The organism is Nevskia soli DSM 19509 (assembly GCF_000711955.1).
Taxonomy (GTDB): Bacteria; Pseudomonadota; Gammaproteobacteria; order Nevskiales; family Nevskiaceae; genus Nevskia; species Nevskia soli.
This window is the reverse complement of the sequence record NZ_JONR01000058.1, coordinates 1-22,700: the sequence shown is the minus strand read 5'-3', so window position 1 is coordinate 22,700 and position 22,700 is coordinate 1. Positions and strand designations below refer to the sequence as shown.

21 protein-coding genes are annotated in these 22,700 nt (G+C 67.6%); 13 read left to right on the top strand and 8 right to left on the bottom strand.

All coding sequences use genetic code 11. The features are described from left to right. Positions 1–609: 609 nt before the first annotated feature. Both BP26_RS0121225 and BP26_RS0121220 read right to left on the bottom strand, forming a co-directional pair. Entirely contained in the window at positions 610–2,007 is a 1,398-nt protein-coding gene (locus BP26_RS0121225; protein WP_029922569.1) for a S41 family peptidase, read from the bottom strand. 148 nt (positions 2,008–2,155) lie between these two features. Beyond that, positions 2,156–3,316: a murein hydrolase activator EnvC family protein gene (locus BP26_RS0121220; protein ID WP_029922568.1), complete on the bottom strand. Its 1,161-nt coding sequence runs from the start codon at positions 3,314–3,316 to the stop codon at positions 2,156–2,158. A gap of 140 nt (positions 3,317–3,456) precedes the next feature. Here BP26_RS0121220 and BP26_RS0121215 point away from each other — a divergent pair, with 140 nt between their 5' ends. The 5 genes from BP26_RS0121215 to BP26_RS0121195 all read left to right on the top strand — a co-directional run bounded on the left by BP26_RS0121215 (position 3,457) and on the right by BP26_RS0121195 (position 6,721). Continuing rightward, the gene (locus BP26_RS0121215) at positions 3,457–3,882 is read left to right on the top strand and encodes a rhodanese-like domain-containing protein (RefSeq protein ID WP_029922567.1); all 426 of its coding nucleotides are present in this window, start codon (positions 3,457–3,459) and stop codon (positions 3,880–3,882) included. Between the two features lie 16 nt (positions 3,883–3,898). Further along, complete coding sequence (gene grxC / locus BP26_RS0121210) at positions 3,899–4,159, top strand: glutaredoxin 3 (RefSeq protein ID WP_029922566.1); 261 nt, start codon at positions 3,899–3,901, stop codon at positions 4,157–4,159. A 115-nt stretch (positions 4,160–4,274) separates the two neighbouring features. Beyond that, entirely contained in the window at positions 4,275–4,769 is a 495-nt protein-coding gene (gene secB / locus BP26_RS0121205) for a protein-export chaperone SecB (RefSeq protein WP_029922565.1), read from the top strand. A gap of 12 nt (positions 4,770–4,781) precedes the next feature. Next, positions 4,782–5,789, top strand: coding sequence for an NAD(P)H-dependent glycerol-3-phosphate dehydrogenase (locus tag BP26_RS0121200; RefSeq protein ID WP_029922564.1), 1,008 nt, complete (start codon positions 4,782–4,784; stop codon positions 5,787–5,789). 113 nt (positions 5,790–5,902) lie between these two features. Further along, positions 5,903–6,721 carry a sterol desaturase family protein gene (locus tag BP26_RS0121195; protein WP_029922563.1) on the top strand — a complete coding sequence of 273 codons (819 nt, stop codon included), beginning with the start codon at positions 5,903–5,905 and terminating at the stop codon, positions 6,719–6,721. 28 nt (positions 6,722–6,749) lie between these two features. Here the strand turns inward: BP26_RS0121195 and BP26_RS0121190 are convergent, their stop codons facing one another. Then, positions 6,750–7,223, bottom strand: coding sequence for a tRNA (cytidine(34)-2'-O)-methyltransferase (locus BP26_RS0121190; protein ID WP_029922562.1), 474 nt, complete (start codon positions 7,221–7,223; stop codon positions 6,750–6,752). A 170-nt stretch (positions 7,224–7,393) separates the two neighbouring features. On the opposite strand from BP26_RS0121190, the gene BP26_RS30415 reads away from it, so the two are divergent. Further along, entirely contained in the window at positions 7,394–7,717 is a 324-nt protein-coding gene (locus tag BP26_RS30415; protein ID WP_211255006.1) for a hypothetical protein, read from the top strand. Between the two features lie 62 nt (positions 7,718–7,779). Here BP26_RS30415 and BP26_RS0121180 read toward each other — a convergent pair whose 3' ends face one another. Beyond that, on the bottom strand, positions 7,780–10,560 hold the full coding sequence (locus BP26_RS0121180) for a M16 family metallopeptidase (RefSeq protein WP_029922560.1): 2,781 nt from the start codon (positions 10,558–10,560) through the stop codon (positions 7,780–7,782). 95 nt (positions 10,561–10,655) lie between these two features. On the opposite strand from BP26_RS0121180, the gene ampD reads away from it, so the two are divergent. The 4 genes from ampD to BP26_RS0121155 all read left to right on the top strand — a co-directional run bounded on the left by ampD (position 10,656) and on the right by BP26_RS0121155 (position 14,276). Next, positions 10,656–11,267 (top strand): 1,6-anhydro-N-acetylmuramyl-L-alanine amidase AmpD, encoded by a 612-nt coding sequence (gene ampD / locus BP26_RS0121175; protein WP_051749265.1) that lies wholly within the window; start codon positions 10,656–10,658, stop codon positions 11,265–11,267. A gap of 201 nt (positions 11,268–11,468) precedes the next feature. Beyond that, on the top strand, positions 11,469–12,317 hold the full coding sequence (gene ampE / locus BP26_RS0121165) for a regulatory signaling modulator protein AmpE (RefSeq protein WP_029922557.1): 849 nt from the start codon (positions 11,469–11,471) through the stop codon (positions 12,315–12,317). After that, the gene (locus BP26_RS0121160; protein WP_084183306.1) at positions 12,314–13,180 is read left to right on the top strand and encodes a cobalamin-binding protein; all 867 of its coding nucleotides are present in this window, start codon (positions 12,314–12,316) and stop codon (positions 13,178–13,180) included. Before ampE ends, BP26_RS0121160 begins: the two co-directional genes overlap by 4 nt. A gap of 52 nt (positions 13,181–13,232) precedes the next feature. Then, complete coding sequence (locus tag BP26_RS0121155) at positions 13,233–14,276, top strand: ABC transporter ATP-binding protein (RefSeq protein ID WP_029922555.1); 1,044 nt, start codon at positions 13,233–13,235, stop codon at positions 14,274–14,276. A 32-nt stretch (positions 14,277–14,308) separates the two neighbouring features. Here the strand turns inward: BP26_RS0121155 and BP26_RS0121150 are convergent, their stop codons facing one another. Continuing rightward, positions 14,309–15,106: a M48 family metallopeptidase gene (locus BP26_RS0121150; protein WP_051749263.1), complete on the bottom strand. Its 798-nt coding sequence runs from the start codon at positions 15,104–15,106 to the stop codon at positions 14,309–14,311. A gap of 236 nt (positions 15,107–15,342) precedes the next feature. On the opposite strand from BP26_RS0121150, the gene BP26_RS0121145 reads away from it, so the two are divergent. Beyond that, positions 15,343–15,552 carry a cold-shock protein gene (locus tag BP26_RS0121145; protein WP_029922553.1) on the top strand — a complete coding sequence of 70 codons (210 nt, stop codon included), beginning with the start codon at positions 15,343–15,345 and terminating at the stop codon, positions 15,550–15,552. A 232-nt stretch (positions 15,553–15,784) separates the two neighbouring features. Here BP26_RS0121145 and BP26_RS0121140 read toward each other — a convergent pair whose 3' ends face one another. Next, positions 15,785–16,597 (bottom strand): SDR family oxidoreductase, encoded by an 813-nt coding sequence (locus BP26_RS0121140; protein WP_029922552.1) that lies wholly within the window; start codon positions 16,595–16,597, stop codon positions 15,785–15,787. Between the two features lie 31 nt (positions 16,598–16,628). Next, positions 16,629–17,417 (bottom strand): inositol monophosphatase family protein, encoded by a 789-nt coding sequence (locus BP26_RS0121135; protein ID WP_029922551.1) that lies wholly within the window; start codon positions 17,415–17,417, stop codon positions 16,629–16,631. 154 nt (positions 17,418–17,571) lie between these two features. Here BP26_RS0121135 and BP26_RS0121130 point away from each other — a divergent pair, with 154 nt between their 5' ends. Then, positions 17,572–18,117: a cob(I)yrinic acid a,c-diamide adenosyltransferase gene (locus tag BP26_RS0121130; protein WP_029922550.1), complete on the top strand. Its 546-nt coding sequence runs from the start codon at positions 17,572–17,574 to the stop codon at positions 18,115–18,117. Between the two features lie 196 nt (positions 18,118–18,313). On the opposite strand, the gene BP26_RS0121125 is transcribed toward BP26_RS0121130, so the two are convergent. After that, positions 18,314–19,276, bottom strand: a complete 963-nt coding sequence (locus tag BP26_RS0121125; protein ID WP_084183305.1) for an alpha/beta fold hydrolase — start codon at positions 19,274–19,276, stop codon at positions 18,314–18,316. Between the two features lie 239 nt (positions 19,277–19,515). On the opposite strand from BP26_RS0121125, the gene BP26_RS0121120 reads away from it, so the two are divergent. Further along, on the top strand, positions 19,516–22,700 hold a 3,185-nt coding region (locus tag BP26_RS0121120), incomplete at its 3' end, for a DEAD/DEAH box helicase (RefSeq protein ID WP_051749262.1).

Here is a 22,700-nt window from a genome sequence, read left to right as displayed (position 1 = left end):
CGGCTTTCTTTTCGCCCTTGCTCTGAGATCTTCGCGTACGCGCTTGCGCGCGAGGCATTGGAGTCGCAGATTGAAATTACGGTTCCGCCTTGAAGGCGGGGCACTTTCTTGTCTCCGGTGACAAGAAAAGTAACCAAAGAAGCGCCGCCCCGGAGCCTGCGCCCACATTTCGTTTTCGAGTTCATCCTTGCCGTCCCTGGCGAGACTTCATTGCTGTTACCCACCCCCGGCCCGGCCATCCATGGCCGGGCGTTCGGGCCTGTTGGAGTGACATTGAGTCACTCCAACAGGCCCTCACCCTGCGCTTCTCGCCCGCGGCGGGGGGAACGTCAAAAGCGCAAAGCAACGTCAAAAGCCGGAGTGTCGCTCTTGGGCGCTCCTTCTCCCTCTGCGTCATCCCCGCGCAGGCGGGGATCCAGTTTTCCCCGGCCCCTTTCCAGAGGAAAAGGAAAAGCGCTCACCGCATGCGTGCCAACAAAAAACCTTGGCACACATGGCACACATGGCACGCATGGTGAAAAACAGGGGTTTCGGTGCAATGCCCGCGAAACGAACAGGCAAACAAAAACGCCGGCGCGAGGCCGGCGTTTTTGGTGGATCGGTCCGGGCCTAGTTGGCGCGGGCGATGGACAGGCCCTTCAGCAGGTTCAGGCCTTCGAACAGCTCGTAGTCGTTGAGCTGAAGATTGTCGGCATCCTTCGCCGTATCCAGCTTGGCACCATCGGTCGCCGGCTTGGCATCCGTGGCATCGGTCTTGTCGCTCTTGTCTTTATCCGACTTGTCCTTGTCGCCGGCCTTGACCGCGGGCTTGGCGTTGGGATTGTCGAGGCGGCCCTTGAGGTCGGCTTCCTTGATGAAGCCGTCGCCGTCGACGCCGTCGATCTTGCTGATCTTGACCGGCTGCAGCGCCACGTCCGGCACGATGCCCTCGGCCTGGATGGAGCGGCCGCTCGGCGTGTAGTAGCGAGCGGTGGTGAGCTTGATGGCGTCGTCGTTCTGCAGGGGCACGATGGTCTGCACCGAGCCCTTGCCGAAGGTCTTGGTGCCGACCAGGATGCCGCGATGCTGGTCCTGCAACGCGCCGGCGACGATCTCGGCGGCGGAAGCGGAACCGCCATTGACCAGCACCACCAGCGGCTTGCCTTCGATGACGTCACCGGGGGTGGCGTCGAACTCGCGGGTGTTTTCCGGATCGCGGCCGCGGATGCTGACGATGGGACCTTTTACCAGCAATGCGTCGGACACCTTGACCGCGGCGTCGAGCAGGCCGCCCGGGTTGTTGCGCAGGTCCAGCACCACGCCCTTGAGCGGGCTGCCGTTCTGCTTCTTCAGCTTGTTCAGGGTCTCGACGAAGGTCTCGCCGGTGTCGATCTGGAACTGCGAGATGCGCACGTAGGCGTAGCCCGGCTCGAGCAGGCGGCCGCGCACGCTGGTGACCTTGATCAGGTCGCGCTTGAGGTCGAAGGTCAGCGGCTGCTGGGCGCCTTCGCGCACCACCACCAGCTTGACCTTGGTATCGCGGTCGCCGCGCATCTTGTTGACGGCGTCGTTGAGGCTCATGCCCTGCACCGGGCTGTCGTCGATCTTGACGATCAGGTCGCCCGGCTTGATGCCGGCCTTGGCGGCCGGGGTGTCGTCCATCGGCGTGATGACCTTGACCAGGCCATCCTGCATCTGCACCTCGATGCCGAGACCGCCGAACTTGCCGGTGGTGACGACATTCATGTCCTTGTACTCCTCCTTGTTCAGGTAGGCGGAGTGCGGATCGAGGCCGGAGAGCATGCCGCGCAGGGCATTCTGCAGCAGGGTCTTGTCGTCCACCGGCTCGACGTATTCGGCCTTCACCTTGTCGAGGATCTGCACGAAGCTGCGCAGGTCGTCGAACGGCAGGCTGGATTGCGCCTGCGCCGCCTGGCGCTCGGCCATGACGCCATGGGTGATGGTGATGCTGGCGCCTAGGACGACGCCGGCCGTGAGGGCCAGGATGACACGCGAGGAGGAGGACATAGGGGAACGGTTGAAGACGACTGATCAAGAAGATAGCACAGCGAGGCTAAAGACCGTGGATTGGCGCGGTGGTTCAAGCCGTTTGCACCGGAATCGCCCGCCGAAAAGCCGGTCTGGGGTGGGCCACCGTCACTGGCCAACCCGGAATTCAGCGGCTCAGCCAATCCTTGGGATCCATCGGATCGGCGCCCTTGCGCACTTCGAAATACAGGCCGGGCTGCTCATAACCGCCGGTGTTGCCGGCCTTGGCGATGACGTCGCCGGCGCCCACCCACTCCCCGGCGGTGCGGGTCACGGCGCTGTTGTGGCCGTAAAGGGTGAAAAAGCCTTTTTCGTGCTGCAGCACCACGATCAGGCCGTAGCTGCTGAGCCAGCCGACGTAGGCGACGCGGCCGCGCGAACTGGCCCGCACGGGCGAACCCTCGGGCGCGGCGATCCACATGCCCTTCCACTGCAAATGGCCCCCGGCCTTGGCCTCGCCGTAATGGGCCAGCACCTCGCCGCGCAGGGGCCACGCCATCTTGCCGCGCATTTCCGGGAACGACTTGCTGCCGCCTTCCGGCTCCACCGGCACGTCGGCCAGGGCCTGGCGCAGCTGTTCGAGCAGGCTGCCGAGCTGCTTTTCGCTGGCCTGCAGGCCTTTCAGCTCCTGCGCCTCGCCGGCGATGCGCTGGGACACCTGGCTCATCGCCGCGGCGCGCTCGCGCCGGTTCGCCTCCAGCACGGACAGGGCCTGCTTGTGGCTGTCCTGCAGGGTGTGGAGCGAGTCGAGCTGGGCCTGGTACTGGGCCTGCAGCTCGGCGACCCGCTTGATTTCCACGCCGATGGCGTCGATCGAGGCGGCCCGGGCCCGGTTCAGGGCGTCGTAATAGACCAGCATGCGGTCGACGCGGTCGGGGTCCTGCTGGCTCAGCAGCAGCTCGGCCTTGCCGCCCCGGCCCATCATGTAACTGGCGCGCAGCTGGCGCGCCAGCGCTTCCTTCTGCTCGGCCAGGCGACGCTCGGCGGCGGCCTGCTCGGCCTGGGCCTGGCGCACCTTGGTGGCCTGCAGGTCGATCTGGGCGGCGATGCGGCGGGCCTCGCCGCCGGCCTCGTCGACCTTGCGCTCGGCCGCCTCGACCGCGGCGCGCAACTGGTCCTGCTCACCCTTGTCATGCTCGATGCTCTTCGACACGGCATCGATGCGGTTGCGCACCTTGGCCAGTTCCTCGGCGCTCTGCTGGTAGCGTTCGTCGCCGGCAGCCGCCGCCACGGCCGCCAGCAGGGCGGCGGCCAGGAACAGGGCGGATTGTCGGCTTTTCGGGATCATGCGGCGGGTGCGATAATGATAGTAGAACCCGCAAGCGGCGGCCTGCGGGCGGCTGCCGGGATTAAGGGAACTGGATTCCGGGCCGGAACGCCCCTATCTTCAGGCCTGAGCTACGTTGCAGACGTTCACCACGGACACCGATGTCACAGCTACTCGAATTTTTTAACCACCATCTCTACCTGTTCGCCGGCTTCGGCGCTGCGCTGCTGCTGTTCATCGCCAACGAGGTGCATGGCGCCCTCACCGGCGGCGTGAAGCTGGCGCCGCTGCAGGCGGTGCGGCTGATCAACGACCGCGAGGCGGTGGTGGTCGACCTGCGCCCGGTCGGCGACTACAAGAAGGGCCATCTGCTCAACGCCCTCAACCTGCCGGTGGCCAAGCTGGAAGAGCGCGCCAGCGAACTGGGCAAGGACAAGAGCAAGCCGGTGCTGCTGTATTGCGCGCTCGGCAGCGTCGCCGGCGAAGCGGCGGCCAAGCTGCGCAAGCTTGGCTATACCGAGGTCTACCCGCTGCGCGGCGGCATCAATGGCTGGCTCGGCAGCAACCTGCCGGTGACAGTCAAATAGGCCTGCCGATCCCGCGATGAAGCCCGTCCTCGTCTACAGCACGCGCATCTGCCCTTACTGCATGATGGCCAAGCGCCTGTTGTCGAACAAGGGCGTGGCTTACGAGGAAGTGCTGGTGGACGTGGACTGCAACCGGCGCGGCGAGATGCTGCAGCGCTCCGGCGGCCGCCGCACCGTTCCGCAGATTTTCGTCGGCGACCGCCATGTCGGCGGCTACGACGACCTGGCCGCCCTGGATCGGGCCGGGCAGCTCGACCCGCTGCTCCGGGATTCCTGAATCCGTCGACCGGCGCGCGGCGGCGGATTTCGTCAAACTGCCGCCGATTCGATCTACGATCCCTTTAACGATTTCCCTTCAACCTCTCTTTTTCGATCAGAACCCCGGTAATCCCATGTCAGAAGAACTTTCCACCCCGCCGCCCGCCCGCCAGATTGCACTGCAGCGGATCTACCTGAAGGACGCTTCGGTGGAAGTGCCGCTGGCGCCGCAGGTGTTCACGCGCCAGTGGAATCCGCAGCTGGACGTGCAGGTCGGCACCGCCACCACCCCGCTCGGCGACGGCGTGCACCAGGTGATGCTGACCGTCACCGTCACCGCCAAGCTGGGCGAGGAAACCGGCTTCCTGGTGGAAGTGCACCAGGGCGGCATTTTCCAGCTGATCGGAATCACCGCCAGCGAAGATATCCAGGCGATCCTCGCCGGTTACTGCCCCGGCGTGATCTTCCCCTTCGCCCGCGAAGCGGTGGCGGACCTGATCCAGCGCAGCGGCTTCCCGCCGGTCCTGCTGCAGCCGATCAATTTCGAAGCGCTGTACATGGAACACCTGGCGCGCGCGCGCGAACAGGCCGTGGCCGCGGGCAACAACGCCGGCGCCACCGTCCAGTAAGACACAGCCGCCGTGAGCGAGCACAAGCCGATCACGGTGCTGGGCGCGGGTGCGTTTGGGACGGCGCTGGCCATCCAGTTGTCGCGGCGCGGCGCGCCTACCTTCCTGTGGGGGCGCGACGCGACGGTGATGGCGACGCTGCAGGAATCGCGCGAGAACCCGCGCTATCTGCGCGGCTGCGCCTTCCCCGCCCACCTCACCGCCACCGCCAATCTGGCCGAGGCGGTGCGCGAGAGCGGCGATCTGCTGATTTCCACGCCGAGTCCGGCACTGCGCGAAACCTGCGAACGCCTCAAGCCGCTGGTGCGGCCGGAGCAGGGCATCGCCTGCGCCTGCAAGGGCCTGGAGCCGGGCAGCGGGCGCCTGGCGCATGAGGTGATCGCCGATGTGCTCGGCGACAAGCACGCCATTGCCGTGGTGTCCGGTCCCACTTTCGCCAAGGAATTGGGCCTGGGCCTGCCGACCGCGGTCACCGTGGCGTCCACCGATGCGGACTTCGCCATGCGGCTGGCGGCGGCGTTCCACGGCGACGGCTTCCGCGCCTACACCTCCAGCGACGTGATCGGCGTGGAGATCGGCGGCGCGGCCAAGAACGTGCTAGCCATCGCAGTGGGCATCGCCGACGGCCTGGGCCTGGGCGCCAACACCCGCGCGGCGATGATCACCCGCGGCCTCAACGAGATCCGTCGCCTCGGCGCCGCCCTCGGCGCGCAGTCGGAAACGCTGATGGGCCTGGCCGGCCTGGGCGACCTGGTGCTGACCTGCACCGACAACCAGTCGCGCAACCGCCGCTATGGCCTGATGCTGGGCCAGGGCAAGAAATCGGAAGAGGCCCAGGCGGCGATCGAAGGCGTGGTGGAAGGCGTGCGCGCCGCGCCGGAGGTGCTGCGGCTGGCGCGGAAGCTGGACGTGGAGCTGCCGCTGCTGGAAATGGCCGGCGCGGTGATTTCCGGCGCGGTGACGCCGGTGGAAGCGCTGCAACGCCTGGCGGAGCGGCCCCTGCGGGCGGAAGCGGGATAAAAAGCCGGTGGCTGGTGATTGGTCACTGGTTGCCAGTGAACGGCACAAGCGGAAAGATAGCTACCGGGCAGCTTTTCCCCTAGTCACCAACCACTAATCACTGGCCACTGCTTTTGGACGACATCATCCTCTGGTTCATCCCGGTGTTCGTCGCCTCCCTCGGCGCCGAGCTGTTCTGGGCCTGGAAGAAACAGCGCGACATCTACGAGAAGAAGGACACGCTGGCCTGCCTGGCGATGGGCCTGGGCAACGTCATCATCGCGGCGCCGCTGAAGTTCTTCTGGTTGTGGCTGTACACCCTGGTGTACCAATTCCACCTGTTCGAATTGCCGATGAACGCCTGGTGGAGCTGGGCGCTGCTGCTGGTGGGGGACGACTTCTGCTACTACTGGTTCCACCGCTGCCACCACCGCATCCGCCTGCTCTGGTGCACCCACGTCAACCACCACTCCAGCCAGCGCTTCAACCTGGCCGTAGCCCTGCGCCAGCCCTGGACCGAGGCGATCACCGGCTATTGGTTCTGGCTGCCGCTGCCCCTGCTCGGCTTCCACCCGGCCGCGGTGCTGATCCAGATGTCGATCAGCCTGATCTACCAGTTCTTCGTGCACACCGAGGCGGTGCGCAGCCTCGGCCCGCTGGAATGGTTGTTCAACACACCGTCGCACCACCGCGTGCACCACGGTTCCAACCCGCGCTACCTGGACCGCAACTACGGCGGCATCTTCATCATCTGGGACCGCCTGTTCGGCAGCTTCGAGCCTGAGGACGAGCCGGTCCGCTACGGATTGACCACGAATATCGACAGCTTCAACCCGCTGAAGATCGCCTTTCACGAATGGGCGGCGCTATTCCGCGAACTGGGCCGCGCACGCAGCCTCAAGGAAGCGTGGCGGGCAATGGCCTTGCCGCCGGGAACCACCGGGACGCATTGAGGCGCGCGCCACCAGGGCATGCGGCAACTCAGTCGCGCGGCGCGCTGCCCTCGTAACCCAGTTGCCGCCACGCTTCATATACCGTCACCGCCACGGCGTTGGACAGGTTGAGGCTGCGCACGCCGGGGCGCTGCGGCAGGTAGAGGCGCTGCTCCGGCGGCAGGGCGTCGAGCAGTTCGGCGGGCAGGCCGCGCGTCTCGGGGCCGTACAGCAAGAGGTCGTCGGGGCGGTAGCGCACCGCGTCGTAGCGGGTGCGGCCGCGGGTGCTGAAGGCCAGCCAGCGCGCCGCCGGCATCGCCGCCCGTACCTCCTCGAGGCTGTCGTAGACCTTCAGCTCGGCGTACTCGTGGTAGTCGAGCCCGGCGCGCCGCAGCTGCGCATCATCGAGGCTGAAGCCCAGCGGCCGCACCAGGTGCAGCCGCGCGCCGCTGTTGGCGCAGAGCCGGATGATGTTGCCGGTGTTGGGTGGAATTTCCGGCTGGTACAGGACGATGCCGAGCATGCTTCAGGAATGCGAATTCATTGACGGGTGAAGGAACCTGCGCGGGCGCCGTAGCCGACTGCCCCCGGCCGGTTCCCGAATCGGATGGGGGGTATCCCCGAGATTGACAGGACTATACCCCGCGCCTAGTCTCCTCGAACCGGGGGATCTGAATAAAGGGCCGGTGTGCCATGTCCGTTAAATCCAGGGTTTTCGCTTTTGCCGCCGCCGCGGTGCTGCTCGCGGCTTCCGCCTCCGCCGTCGCGGAGGATAGTGTCGATGCCAGCTTCAGCAGCCAAAACGACGCCACGCCCTCGTCCGGCGCCATCCTCATGGATGTGGTGGTGCTGCGTCCGTTGAGCCTGGTCGGCACCGTGCTCGGCACCGCCGTGTTCGTGGTCGGGCTGCCGTTCGAGCTGTTGGCCGGCGACGTTTCCGGGCCGGCCAATCGCCTGGTGGCGCAGCCCGCCAAGTTCACCTTCACCCGTCCCCTGGGCGATACCGGCGACCACTAGGCATCGCGGGGTACGCCGCACCGCCCTGCACCCGGTTCAGGGATGCAGGGCGGGGATAGCCTTCAGCGCAGCTGCTTGCCGTCCGAATCCAGCACCCGCACTTCGCCGAGCTTGAGCGCGCGCACCGGCGCTTCGATCTTGGCCAGGTCGCCGACCACCACCCAGATCAGTTCCTCCGGCTTCACCAGCTTCACCGCGGCTGCCTTCAGCTGCGGCGCGGTGAGCGCCTCGACGCGCGGCACGTAGGCGTTCCAGTAGTCGTCCGGCAGGCCGAATTCGACCAGGTGGCCGACCGCGCCGGCGACCTCGCCGATGCTCTCGAACCCGCCCGGCAGCGAGCGCACCTGGGCCTGCTTGGCCATGTCGATTTCCGCCGGGAGCAGCGGCCGCGAACCGAGCACCTCCACCAGCTCCTTGTGCATCTCGTGCATGGAGTCGGCGGTGTGCGGCTGCTCGACGTTGGCGTAGGCCAGGTAGACCTGCGGATCGCGCGCCTCCAGCAGGCTGGAATTGGCGCCGTAGCTCCAGTGCTTGGTCTCGCGCAGATTGAAGTTGAGGCGCGAATCGAACATGCCGCCGAGCGCGGTATTCACGGTGTGCATCGCCTCCTGGTCCGGATCGGCTGCCGGCGGCGCCAGGTTGGCGGCGAGGATCAGCGACTGCGCCGAACCCGGCTTGTCGATCAGGAACACGCGCTGCGCCTCGTGACGCGGCGGCGCCACGGTGTTCTTCACCGGCAGCGGCGCGTCCGGCGCATGCCAGCCGCCGAATTTCTGCTCCAGCAGCGGCTTGATCTGCGCCAGGGTGGTATCGCCCACCACCACCAGGGTGGCGTTGTCGGGCCGCAGCCACTTCTGCTGGAAGCCGCTGAGATCCTCGCGGGTGATGGCCTTGACGTCGGCGGGCAGGCCGAGCCCGGCGTAGGCATAGGGGTGGCCCTCGCCGAACAGCTGCCGCGACAGCACGCGCCGCGCCATGCCGAAGGGCTCGGACTTCTCCTGCACGATGGCCGCCAGCAGGCGCTGCTTGACGCGCGCCAGTTCGGCCTCGGGGAAGGTCGGCTGGGTCACCAGGGTGGCGTACAGGTCGAGCGAGTCGGCCAGCTTCGGCGTAATGGCCGAGAGGCCGATGAGGGAAACGTCGCGGTTGTTGGCGACGCCGACGCTGGCGCCGAGCTCCGCCTCGCGCCGGGCGATTTCCGGCGAGCCGAGCTTGCCGGCGCCTTCGTCGAGCATGTCCAGGGTCAGCGCGGCGGTGCCGGACTTGACGCCGGCATCGGCGGCGCGGCCGGCATTGAACAGCAGGCTGAAGTTGAGGGCCGGAATGCCGTGGCGCTCGGCCAGGATCAGCTTGAGGCCGTTGGACAGGGTGTCGTGCTGCAGCGGCGGCAGCTTCAGCGCCGGCGCCTCGGACAGGGCCGGCAGCTTGCTGCGGTCGGCACCGGCGGCGGCGGCCTTGAAGTCGTCCTGCGGATGCACTTCGAGCGTGAAGCTGCCCTGGGTCACCCAACGCTGCGTGGCGTCGCGCACGTCGGCCGGGGTGGCGTCGCGCTGGTAGCCCAGTTCGATGCGGTAGTGCGCCGGGTCGTCGTGGAAAGTCTGGTTGGCGGCGAGCAGGCCGGCCTTGCCGCCGGAGCCGCCGACCTTGTCCAGGCTGTGCACCATGCCGGCATAGGTGCCGGTGTCGATGCGGTCCAGCTCTTCGGCGGTGGGGCCGTCGCGGCGGATGCGGTCCAGTTCCTCGCGAATGGCCTTCTCCACCACGCCGAGGTCGCCGCCCGGCTTGACCGTGGCGACGATCTGCAGCTGGCCGCCGATTTCGTTGCCGTCGACCCCCGCCTCGACTTCAGTGGCGATCTGGTCGCGGTAGACCAGGCGCTGATACAGGCGGCTGTCCTTGCCGCCGCCGAGCACCTCGGCCATGGTCTGCAGCAGCACGTTGTCGCGCTCGCCGTCGCCGGGAACGTTCCACACCATGTAGACGCGCGGCAGCGGCACGCGGTCGACGATGCTCATGCGCTTGTCGCCCTGCATCGGCGCCGGCCAGCTCTGCACATGCGCCACCGGCGGCCCCGGCGGCAGGTCGCCGAAGTAGTGCTCCACCTTGGCCTTGACCGCGGCGGTATCGACGTCGCCGGCGATGGCCAGCACGGCGTTGTTGGGGCCGTAGTAGGTGCCGAACCACTTCTTCACGTCGGCCAGGGTGGCGGCGTTCAGGTCGGCCTCGCTGCCGATGGTGGTCCAGGAATAGGGGTGGCCGGGCGGATAGGTCTGCTCGGCGATGAGGTCGCCCACCGTGCCGTAGGGCTGGTTCTCGTCCTGGCGCTTTTCGTTCTCGACCACGCCGCGCTGCTGGTCGAGCTTGGCCTGGGTGATGGACTGGGCCATGTAGCCCATGCGGTCGGACTCCAGCCACAGCGCGCGGTCCAGCGCCGAGGTCGGCACCGTCTCGAAGTAGTTGGTGCGGTCGACGTTGGTGGTGCCGTTCATGTCGGTGGCGCCGGCCGGCTCCAGTACCTGGAAGTAGTCCTTGTCGAAGTGCTGCGAGCCTTCGAACATCAGGTGCTCGAACAGGTGGGCGAAGCCGTGGCGGCCGGCCGGCTCGTTCTTGGAGCCGACGTGGTACCAGACGTTGAGCGCCACCACCGGCGTCTTGTGGTCCTCGTGCACCAGCACGGTGAGGCCGTTGGGCAGGAGGAAGCGCTGGTAGGGGATGTCGATGTCCGGCATGGCCGCGGCCTTCGCCGCGAGGGGGGCATCGGCGGCTGCGGGGGAGGACTGTGAAGACTGGGCGGCGCAGGCGGACAGGCAAAATGCTGCCGCGAATGGGACAATGAAGCGCATGAAGACTCCGTTATTGTTGTCGCCAGTGTAGGGGCTTGCACTTGAACGCGCAGGCGAGCCCCTCTGACCGCGCCACCCAGGCAGGCGTTCCGTGCCTGACGCTCGGCCCGGGGCACCGTCTCGACGGTGCCGTTTTCCTGGCGTCCCCCAACCATGACGAGCGTCCCGACCCGGCCGACATCTCGCTGCTGGTGATCCACGCCATCTCGCTGCCGCCGGACCAGTTCGGCGGGCACTGGATCGACGACCTGTTCCTCAACCGCCTCGACCCGGCGGCGCACCCCTACTTCGCCGGCATCCACACCCGCCGCGTCTCGGCGCACGCCTGCATCTTCCGCGACGGCGCCATCACCCAGTACGTGCCGTTCGACCGCCGCGCCTGGCATGCCGGCGAATCGCGCTTCGAGGATCGTGGCCGCTGCAACGACTTCTCCATCGGCATCGAGCTGGAAGGTTGTGATACCAAGCCTTTCAGTGACGCGCAGTACGCCACGCTGATCGCGGCGGCGCGGGCGCTGCTGCCGCACTACCCGGCGATCACGCCGCGGCGCATCGTCGGCCACAGCGATATCGCCCCGGTGCGCAAGACCGACCCCGGCCCGCACTTCGACTGGGCGCGCTTCCGCGCCGGCCTAGGGCCTGTGAACGCTGATTTGATCGCTGCGACGGTCTCTGGAGGCGTCCAGCGCAAGGAGAGAGGAGCGTGATGTACTGGAAGTACATGAGCGACGAACGACGCCGCGATGGGCGCCTCCAGAGGCCGTCCCGGAGGGTTGCGCCCAAAATCGAGCCATGCGGCGTTGTCGCCCTTGGCCATGGAACAACCATGGCCAGCGGGCTCCGCCTTGCCTGGCTCGATTTTGGACTGCAACGCAGCGATCAAATCAGCGTTCACAGGCCCTAGCCCCATGAAACTGCTCGCCATGCTGCTGGCCCTGGGCGCGGAGCGGCTGTTCTCGCCCTATCGCGATTCCGCCAACCGCCGCGAGGTGTGGGCCTTCCTGCAGCGGCTGCTGCCGGCGCCGGGGTTCTGGCAGGCGGGATGGATGCCGCCGCTGCTGGTGCTGCTGCCGACCCTGGCGGTGCTGCTGATCCAGCGCGAGATCCACAACGAATTCTTCAAGCTGCCGTTCCAGGCGCTGCTGCTGTTCCTGTGCCTGGGGCCGCGCGACCTGGCCGACGACGTGCAGAAGCTGCGCGCCGCGCGCGCCGCCGGCGACAGCGAGACGGTGCTGCGCCTGAGCGGCACCTTGCAGATGGGACCGGAGCCGGACGCCGACCATCGCAGCCTGCTCGGCGCGTTGTTCATCCAGTCGCACGAACGTCTGTTCGGCACGCTGTGGTGGTTCCTCGCCGCCGGGCCGGCGGGCGCGGTGCTGTACCGCCTGGCCAGCCGCCTGCCGGTGCTGATCGCCGACACGGACAGCCCGGCGGGACGCAGCGCGGCGCAACTCCACGCCGTCCTGGCCTGGGTGCCGGTGCGGCTGACCGCGGTGCTGTTCGCCCTGGCCGGCAGCATGGATGACGCCATCGCCGACTGGCGCCAGCTGGGGCCGCACCCGGACTGGAAGCGACAGACCTGGAACGTGCTCGCCACCGTGGCCAGCGCGGCCCTGGACTGGGAAGACGGCGGCGGCCCGGTGGTGGCGTCTTCCCTGGACGCGGCGCTGGCCGAGGTGCTGCGCATGCAGCAGCGCGCGCTGCTGATCCTGCTGGCGCTGGCGGCGCTGTTCACCGCCGGCATCTGGATCGCATGAAGCTGCGCCCGTTCCGGCGCGGCATCGCCGCGCTGTTCCTGACCCTGTGCTGCAGCCTGGCGCATGCCGGGGCGCCGCCGCAGCGGGTGGTGACGCTGGCGCCGCACCTGACCGAGCTGGTCTGCGCCGTCGGCGCCTGCGGCCGGCTGGTGGGTGTGTCGGCTTACAGCGACTACCCGGCGCAGGTGAAAGATCTGCCGCAGGTCAGCGACGCTGTCACGGTGAACCTGGAAGCGGTGCTGGCCCTGAAACCGGACCTGGTGCTGGCCTGGGACGGCGGTACGGCGCCGGAGACGATGACGCGCCTGCGCGGCCTCGGCCTGCGGGTGGAGCCGCTGCGGGTGCGCGGGCTGGAAGACGTGGCGGCGGCGCTGGAAGAAACCGGGGCGCTGCTCGGCAGCGCCGATGCCGCGCGGCAGGCGGCACAGGCCTATAGCACGCGCCTGACGCAGCTGCGCACCCGTTGGCATGGGGCCGCGCCGATCCGCACGGTCTACCAGATCGAAACCGCGCCGGCCTACACCGTCAACCGCGACAGCCCGATCAGCGAGGCCATGGCCCTATGCGGCGGCGTCAACGTCTTCGCCGATCTGCCGCGACTGGCGGCACCGGTCAGCGCCGAGGCCATGCTGGCAGCCCGGCCGGAGGCGGTGCTCTTTGGCGGCGAGGAGAACGCGCAGGCGATCCGCCACTACTGGGCGCGCCTGGCCGGCGCGCCTGCGGCTCGCAGCGGCAACCTCTACGCGGTCGACGCCAATCTGCTGGCACGCGCCACGCCGCGCCTGCTGGACGGGGTGGAGCAGGTCTGCACCATCCTCGACCAGGCGCGGGCACATCGCGAAAAGGCCCGCGCGCAACACTGATTCGCGAATGCGGGTCGGGTACGGGCCCGCGCTTCTGGCAAAATACGCTTCTATGTCGCTCCCTTCCCCGCCGCTCTCCCCCATCCTTTCGGTTCGCCACCTCAAGGTCTACTTCCAGCCGCGCGGCATCCTGCCGTGGCAGCGCAAGGGCGAGATCCGCGCGGTGGACGACCTGCACCTGGACCTGCGCGCCGGGGAGACGCTGGGCATCGTCGGAGAGTCAGGTTGCGGCAAGTCCTCGCTGGCGCGGGCGCTGATCGGCCTGGAAACGCCGACCTCGGGTTCGATCCGCTATGCCGGCCGCGAACTGGCGAACCTGTCGAAGAAGGACTGGCGGCCGCTGCGGCGCGAGTTGCAGATGGTGTTCCAGGACCCGCTGGCCAGCCTCAGCCCGAAGATGACGGTGGGCCAGATCGTGGCCGAGCCGCTGCGCGAGTTGTGCCCGGAGATCCCCGCGTCCGAGCATGCGCAGCGCGTGGCCGCGATGCTGGAGCGCGTTGGCCTGTCGCGCGACATCGTCGACCGCCATCCGCACGAATTCTCCGGCGGCCAGGCGCAGCGCATCGGCATCGCCCGCGCGCTGATCGTCAAGCCGAAGGTGCTGATCTGCGACGAGGCGGTCTCGGCGCTCGACGTGTCGGTGCGGGCGCAGATCGTCAACCTGCTGGTGGAACTGCGCCAGGAGTACGGCCTGACCCTGATCTTCATCGCGCACGACCTGGCCATCGTGCGCTACCTGTGCGACCGCGTGCTGGTGATGTACCTGGGCAAGGTGATGGAGCAGGCCGGCGCCGCCGACCTGTTCGGCACGCCCAAGCATCCCTATACCCGCGCGCTGATGGCGGCAGCGCCGGCGGCGGCAGGAGCGGCGCCTCCCGTCGAGGCAGACGGCAAGAAAAAGAAGAAGCCCAAACCACCCGCCGGCGACCTGCCCAGCCCGGCGCATCCGCCGATGGGTTGCGTCTTCCATACGCGCTGCCCGTTGATGGAGTCGGCCTGCGTCGCCTCGGTGCCCAGCCTGCGCCGGGTCGGCGTCGAGCATTACGCCGCCTGCCACTTCGTGGCCGCTTCGGACCGCGCCGAACTGCAGCGCTGAATCCGGCGCAGCGGTACTGCCTCAGGACTGCCTCAGGCGTTCGGCACCGCGCCGCACTGCGGCTTGTTTCCCGCAGCGCGCGCCTGCTCGTAGAGCGGCAGGTCCTGCGGCAAACGCTGCTGGATCTGGGCGATGCGGGTGGTATCTGAGGGATGATCCGACAGCAATTCCGGCGGCTTGCCGCCGAGTTGGGACATGTTCTGCCACAAGACCACAGCCTGACGCGGATCGAAGCCGGCGCGCGACATGAAGTCCAGCCCGAGCAGGTCCGCTTCCGATTCCTGCGCCCGCGAAAACGGCAACAGGATGCCGTACTGCGCACCCAGCCCGAGGGCGGCCTGGGCCAGGCCGCCGCCGCCGGAACCGTCGTCGCCGACGATGGCGCCGACCACGCCCAGCGCGCCCTGGGTGGCGTATTGCTGCGATACACGTTCGTTGCCATGCCCGGCCACCACGTGCGACACCTCGTGCGCCAGCACCGCCGCCAGTTGGTCCTGGTTGCGCACCACCTTGAACAGGCCGGTGTAGACGCCGATCTTGCCACCCGGCAGGGCGAAGGCGTTGACCTCGTCGCTGCGGAACACCTTCACCTCCCAGTTGGCGTTGTAGCCGGCGACACGCGTCACCGACTGCGCCACGCAGCTGACAAAGGCATTGGCCTGGCCGCCGCTTTCGACGGGTGTCTTCTTGGCGGTCTGGGCGAAGGCGGCCACACCCATCTGCGCCATGTCGTCGTCGGTGAACAGCTTCAGCTGGCTGCGGCCGAGCGGCGAGGTGGCGCAGGCTTGCAACAACAGGGCCGCGGCGAGCGGCAGGGCGAGGCGACGCATGACGGGACTCCGCGAAGGACAATCTGCAACGGCCGGGCGGGCCGGATCGGGGAATTCTAACCGGTTGGAACAGGCCGATTCAGAACCCCGGAACGTCGCTTTCATCACCGTCGCCTTGCCCAAAAAAAAACGGTAAATTGCAGGAAGGGGGTTCCGTCGACGGCGCGACAGGGACCGTTATCGGGCCTCCACATCATGGCTGTTTGTCGCTATCGGCAAGAGGAAGATTTGGCTTTATGTCTAATCGTGAAACGGGGACGGTGAAGTGGTTCGACAACGCCAAGGGCTACGGCTTCATCCAGCGTGGCGCTGGCAACGACGTGTTCGTGCACTTCAAGCAGATTCGCGGTGAAGGTTTCCGCACACTACAGGAAGGACAGGAGGTCCAGTTCAGCGTGGTACAGGGACAGAAAGGCCCGCAGGCCGAGGACGTGGCGCTGGTCTGAAGGCTGCGTGGTGGCAAAATTCGAGCGCCGGAGGGGAAGCCGTCCGGCGCTTTTTTATTTAGAGCCTGGCGACACGGTAGGTCGGATCAAGCGCAGCGGATCCGACATTGCGCGGTCCAGCCTGCCTGTCGGTTCCGGGCGTGGTGCGCCTCCCTCGATCCGCCCGCAAAGCGGGCTACTCGGGACAGGCCCGAACCGACCTACGGCGCCGGATGATCCGGGATCGAAACGATCAACCAGCGGCGGTAAAGGCTTTTTTCATGCCGGCGCTGGATACGCTGAGACCGCCGAGCGACCAGCCGCCGTCCACCGGCAGCACCACGCCGGTGACATAGCGCGCATAGGGGCTGCTCAGCCACAGGCAGGCGTTGGCGATGTCGTCGGTGCTGCCGAAGTGGCCCAGCGGCACACTCTCGGCCACCAGCTTGCGCGTGGCTTCGTTCGGCGCCAGGCGGTTCATGCCCTCGGTGCCGTCGATGGGGCCCGGGGTGACCGAGTTGATGCGCACGCCCGCGGCAGCCCATTCCATCGCGGCGACACGGGTCACCATGTCGACGCCGGCCTTGGCGGCGCAGACATGCATCTGGAACTCCATCGGAATGTAGGCTTGCGGCGCGGAGATGTTGACGATGGAGGCGCCGGGTTTGTTGAGATAGGGATAGGCCGAGCGCAGCACATGGAAGGTGCCGAGCAGGTCGATATCGACCACCGACTTGAAGCCGTTGGGCGAGATGCCCAGCGCCGGCGAAGGGAAATTGCCGGCCGCGCCGGAGATCAGCACGTCGATGGCGCCGAGACGGGACTGGGTTTCCTTGAAGGCGGCTTCCACCGCCGCGTAGTCGCGCACGTCGACCGCGAAGCCGACGGCTTCGCCGCCGTGGGTCTTCAGCGCCGCCACCGCGGCATCGACCTTGTCCTGCTTGCGCGAGATGACCGCCAGTTTGGCGCCGGCCTTGGCGAAGGCATGGGCCACGCCGAGGTTGATGCCGCTGGTGCCGCCGGCGATGAAGACGGTCTTGCCGCTGAAATCGAACGGGGTGCTCATCTGCTTTTCTCCTCGGTTTTTTATGTATTGATCACGCTGGCGGCGTGTAGCGCAGCTCCTGCAACAGCTGGCCGTGCAGCGCGGGCGTGGCCGCCAGCACGCTGGTGGTGTCCAGCCCCAGGGGCGCGCCCTGCAGGTCGGTGAACTTGCCGCCGGCCTCGTGGACGATGACGCTGCAGGCGGCGATGTCGAGGATGTTGACGTCGGACTCGATCACCGCGTCGAGCTTGTTCGCCGCGAGCCAGTGGTAATGCAGGAAATCGCCGTAGCCGCGGATGCGATGCAGGCGCGGGATCAGGCCGCCGAGCCGGGCCCAGGCTTCGCTGCGGGCCAGCCGCGCGAGATTGCCGGTGGAGAGCGTGGCCTTGGCCAGATCGGTGTTGTCCGACACGCGCAGGCGCTCGCCGTCGAGCCAGGCACCCTGGCCTTTCTCGGCCCAGGCGGTCTCGCCGATGCCGCCGTTCCAGCACGGCGCCGAGGACACGCCCAGCACCAATTCGCCGCGGCGCATCAGCGCGATCTGCACCGAAAACAGGGGATAACCCCGGACGAAGGCCTTGGTGCCGTCGATGGGATCGATCAGCCAGAGGTGTTCGGCGTCGCCGGTTTCCCGGCCCAGTTCCTCGCCATAGAAGCCGTGGGACGGAAAGTGGTTCTTCAGCACCGCCTTGATGGCACCCTCGGCGGCGATATCGACCTCGGTCACCGGGCTGGCATCGGCCTTGTAGTTGACCTGGAAATTGCCGCGGTAGGCCTTGCGGATCAGGGTGGAGGCCGCTTCCGCGGCTTCGAGCGCGGCGTTGAGCAATGCGCTGGGCATGTCGTTCCTTTTCGCTCCTTCTGCCTGGAGCCGGGGCGCCAATGATACCGCCGACGGAGGCATAAGGGCTTGTCCGCGGATAAGCGCCATGGCAGCGCCGGCCGCCCCGGTGGCGTTAAGCTTCGTCTTCGACCACAGCGAGGCAATGCTTTCCATGGGCCACCGACTCAGCAAGATCGTCACCCGCACCGGCGACAAGGGCGAAACCGGCCTCGCCACCGGCGAACGCCTGTCCAAGAGCGCGCCGCGGGTGCAGGCGATGGGGGAAGTGGACGAATTGAACTGCGCCGTCGGCCTGTTGCTGATACAGGAACTGCCGCAGGACATGCGCGCTTCGCTGTCCCTGACACAGCATGAGTTGTTCGATCTCGGCGGCGAGCTGTCGATGCCCGGCTCGGCGCTGATCAAGGAAAGCTATCTGCTGCGGCTCGATGGCGAACTGGAAGGCTTGAATGAAACCCTGCCGCCGCTGAAGGAGTTCGTGTTGCCGGGCGGCAATGCACCTGCGGCTTATGCGCACCTGGCGCGGGCCATTGCGCGGCGCGCGGAGCGGGCGTTGTGGCTGCTCAATGCGCAGGAGCCGCTGAGTCCGTTGGCGCCGCAGTACCTCAATCGCCTGTCCGACTATTTGTTTGTTTGTGCGCGGGTGTTGGCGCGGGTGAATGGGGGGAGTGAGGTTTCGTGGAAGCGGCAGAGTTGAGGGTTGTTGTTTTACGCCTCTCGCTTTGCTAAGAGCCCGCTCTGAGACCCCGTTTCGCCCCGATGGCGAAGACTTTGTCCAGTCGCTCGGGACGATCCAGCACGCGCGCAAGCGCACACAGTAAAGCTTCAGAACCGATCAGAGCTGCGAGGCCAGATCCTTCGCTACGCCCGGGATGGCAATTGGTCCAGAGAGGCTAGGCTACCGAAGCTGAAGCGCTCGGCGACGCGATACGTGCACGCCGTGTACGCGGCAACGCCGGAGCGGGCGCGAGGAAGCGGCCCAGTTCGCGCAGGAATACACGCGGTGCTTCGAAGGGAACGACATGGCCGCAGTTGTCGATCTGCACCAGGCGCGCATGCGGCACATGCTCGGCGATGTGCATCTGGCCGATAGCCGGATACATGCGCGACTGCAGGCCGATCAGCAGGGTCATCGGGACCTTGATCTGCGACAGGCTCGGACGCCAGTCGTAGTCGTCTTCCATGTAGGAGCGCAGGCAGTCGAGGTAGACCGGCCAGTTGGCGGTGGGGGCGACGCGGCGGATCAGGCGCTCGTGGCGCGAGAGGTTGCCGATCAGGCGCATGCCGCGGTTGTGGAACGCGTAGGAGGTGAACTGGGCGAGGCCGCTCCACATGCGTTTGCGCAGGCGGCGCGGCAGCTTGCCGTAGGGCTTGCCGCGATGGATTTCGAGCTCCTGCAGCAGTTCGCGCCAGGCGCCGAGCTGGCTGTCCTGGTCGGCGCCGAGCAGGCCGTGCTGCCAGTCCGCGCCGTTGAGCACGCAGGGGGCCTGGTCCATGTGCAGGTAGGCGCGGATGCGGCCGAAGCCGTAGCGGCGCTGGTATTGCAGTGCGGTGCAGGCGCCCATCGACAGGCCGCCGAGGTGGACGTCGTGCAGGTCCAGGGCCAGCAGCAGGTCATGCAGGTCGTCGGCGTGCTGGTCGAGGATGCTGAGCTCGCGCAGCGGCAGCTTGTGCGAGCGGCCGAAGCCGCGCAGGTCCGGAATGATGAAACGCACCCGGTGCGCCAGCGGGGCCACGAAGGGCACCCACATCGCCGCGTTCATGGCGAAGCCGTGGAGGAGGACGCAAGTGTCGGGACCGCGCCCGAAACTCAGGTAGTGGAGCCGGGCGCCGTCGCGCATGGTTGCGTATGACATGCCTTGGCACTGTAGCGGTAATCGGGATTTTCACCAGTGGGCGGTCCTACGACTTTAGTATTAGGTGTTTTTTGCCTTGAGAATCAATGTGTAGGGCTTGTTGTCGAGGGCGCGGCCTGTTGGTTCCGCAGATCCAGACACGCTTGAACCGGCTTGCGCGGACCGTATTCTGTTTTGGATGGCATTTTTGGCCTCGGCAAGCGTGCTGCACGTTCGTGCAGTAGGTGCATAATAAGCCCATGCAGAAGCGACTCGATTTCGGCGGCGCGGTGGTGAGCGCGGCGGACGGAGACCCCTTTCACCCGGCGGTGTCCGGCTGGCTGCGCCATCGCTTCGGCCAGCCCACCGAGGTGCAGGCGCGCACCTGGCAGGTGACGGCGCAGCACCGCCATGCCCTGGTCACGGCGCCCACCGGTTCGGGCAAGACGCTGGCGGCGTTCCTTTCGTCCATCAACGACCTGGTGATGGAAGGGCTGGCCGGCGGGCTCAGCGACGAGGTGCACGTGCTGTACGTGTCGCCGCTGAAGGCGCTGTCCAACGACATCGAGAAGAACCTGCAGGAGCCGCTGGCGGGCATCCGCGAGCAGCTGATCGAGCAGGGCTGCCCGGACCTGGATATCCGCGTGGCGGTGCGTACCGGCGACACCAGCACGGTGGAGCGCGAGCGCATGCGCCGCACGCCGCCGCACATCCTGGTGACCACGCCGGAGTCGCTGTTCATCCTGCTCAGTTCCGATTCCGGCCGGCGCATGCTCAAGTCCACGCGCAGCCTGATCGTCGACGAGCTGCATGCGGTGGCCGGCTCCAAGCGCGGCGCGCACCTGATGCTGACGCTGGAGCGGCTGCACGCGCTGTGCGCAAGGCCGCCGATCCGCATCGGCCTGTCGGCCACGGTGAAGCCGCTGGAGGAGATGGCGCGCTTCCTCATCGGCGACCGCGACGAGCCGGTGGAGATCATCGACGCCGGCCACATCCGCCAGCGTGATCTGGCATTGGAACTGCCGCGCTCGCCGCTGACGGCGGTGATGGCCAACGAGGTATGGGGCGAGATCTACGACCGCCTGGCCGAGCTGATCCGCCAGCACCGCACCACGCTGATCTTCGTCAACCAGCGCCGCCTCGCCGAGCGCGCCGCGCGGCATCTGGCGGAGCGCCTGGGCGAGGAACATGTCGCCGCGCACCACGGCAGCCTGTCCAAGGAGCACCGCTTGCGCGCGGAGCAGCGGCTCAAGTCCGGCACCTTGCAGGTGCTGGTTGCCACCAGCTCGCTGGAGCTGGGTATCGACATCGGCCAGATCGACCTGGTGTGCCAGCTCGGCACGCCCAGCGCGGTGAGTGCGCTGCTGCAGCGGGTGGGCCGCGCCGGCCATTCCATCGGCGCCATTCCGAAGGGGCGGCTGTTTCCGCTGTCGCTGGACGACCTGCTCGAATGCACCGCCCTGCTCGACGCGGTGCGGCGCGGCGAACTGGACCGCATCCATGTGCCGGAGAAACCGCTGGATGTGCTGGCGCAGCACATCGTGGCCGAGACCGGGTGCCAGGACTGGAACCTGGACGAGCTGTACCGCAGCCTGCGCTGCGCGGCGCCGTATCGCGAGTTGGGCCTGTCCGAGTTCGAGCAGGTGGTGCAGATGCTGGCCGACGGCTACACCACTCGCCGCGGCCGGCGCGGCGCTTATCTGCATTACGACGGCGTCAACCGCGTGCTGCGCGCACGCCGTGGCGCCAAGCTCACCGCGGTCACCAATGCCGGCGTGATCCCGGACCAGTTCGACTACGAGGTGGTGCTGGTGCCGGAAGGCCATCGCGTCGGCACGCTCAACGAGGACTTCGCTTTCGAGAGCCTGCCGGGCGATATCTTCCAGCTCGGCAATACCTCCTACCGCATCGCCAAGATCGAGACCGGCAAGGTCTACGTCGAGGACGCCAAGGGGCTGCCGCCGACGATTCCGTTCTGGTTCGGCGAGCGGCCGGGCCGCACCGATGAGCTGTGCCACGCGGTGTCGCGCCTCAACCGCGAAGCGGAAGGGCACCTCGCGGACGGCGAGGAGGAATGCGAGCGCTGGCTGCGGGAGGATCTGCTGCTCGATGCCCCCGCCGCGAAGCAGCTGGCGGAATACCTGGCCATCTCGCTGGCGGCGCTGGGCGTGCTGCCGAACGAGGACACCATCATCTTCGAGCGCTTCTTCGACGAGGTCGGCGACACACATCTGGTCATCCACTCGCCGCTCGGCTCGCGCATCAACAAGGCCTGGGGCTTGGCGCTGCGCAAGCGCTTCTGCCGCAAGTTCAACTTCGAGCTGCAGGCCAGCGCGCTGGAGGACAGCATCGTGCTGTCGCTCGGCGCCACCCACAGCTTCCCGCTGGAAGAGGTGAAGGATTACCTCAAGTCCGCGACCGCGCGCCAGATCCTGATCCAGGCCCTGCTCGACGCGCCGATGTTCGGCACGCGCTGGCGCTGGAACGCCAGCGTGGCCCTGGCGGTGAAGCGCATGCAGAACGGCAAGCGCACGCCGCCGCAGTTCCAGCGCTCCGACGCCGAGGACCTGCTCAGCGTGGTCTTCCCGGACCAGCTGGCCTGCGCCGAAAACCTCAGCGGCGAGCGCGAGATTCCGGATCATCCGCTGGTCAGGCAGACCATCGACGACTGCCTGCACGTCACCATGGACGTGGACGGCCTGGAGTGCCTGCTCAAGGGCATCGAAAATGGCGCCGTGCGCGTCGTCACGCGCGACCTGTCCTCGCCTTCGCCGCTGGCCTACGCCATCCTCAATGCGCGGCCGTTCGCCTTCCTCGATGATGGCGCGGCCGAAGAGCGCCGCACCATGGCGGTCAGGACCCAGCCCCTGCTCGATGCGCGCAGCGCCGCCGACCTCGGTCGCCTCGACACGCAGGCGATCGAGCAGGTGCGCGCAGAGGCCTGGCCCGAGATCGGCAGCGCCGAGGAGCTGCACGACGCGTTGGTGGTGCACGGCTTCCTCACCCGCGACGAACTGGCGCTGGCCGGCGACACCTGGCTGCCGGCACTGCAACAGCAGCAGCGCGTCACCTCCGTATCGCTCGGCAATCGCCAGCCGCTGTGGATCGCCGCCGAACGCCTGCATGAATTCCTGGCGCTGTTCCCCGGGCTCAAGACCACGCCGCCGATACGCGCCGTGTCGACGACGCAGCCGAACGCGGAGGAGGCCTTGCGCGAGATCGTGCGCAGCCGCATGGAACTGCTCGGCCCGGTGACCGAAACGCAGCTTGCCGCGCCGCTGGCGCTGGAGAACGACGAAGTGCTCGCCGCGCTGTATGCGCTCGAAGCCGAGGGTGCCGTGATGCGTGGCGGCTTCACTGCGCCCACCGCGGCGGAGTGGTGCGACCGCCGCCTGCTGGCGCGCATCCATCGCTACACCCGCGAGCGCAAGCGCGCCGCCGTGCA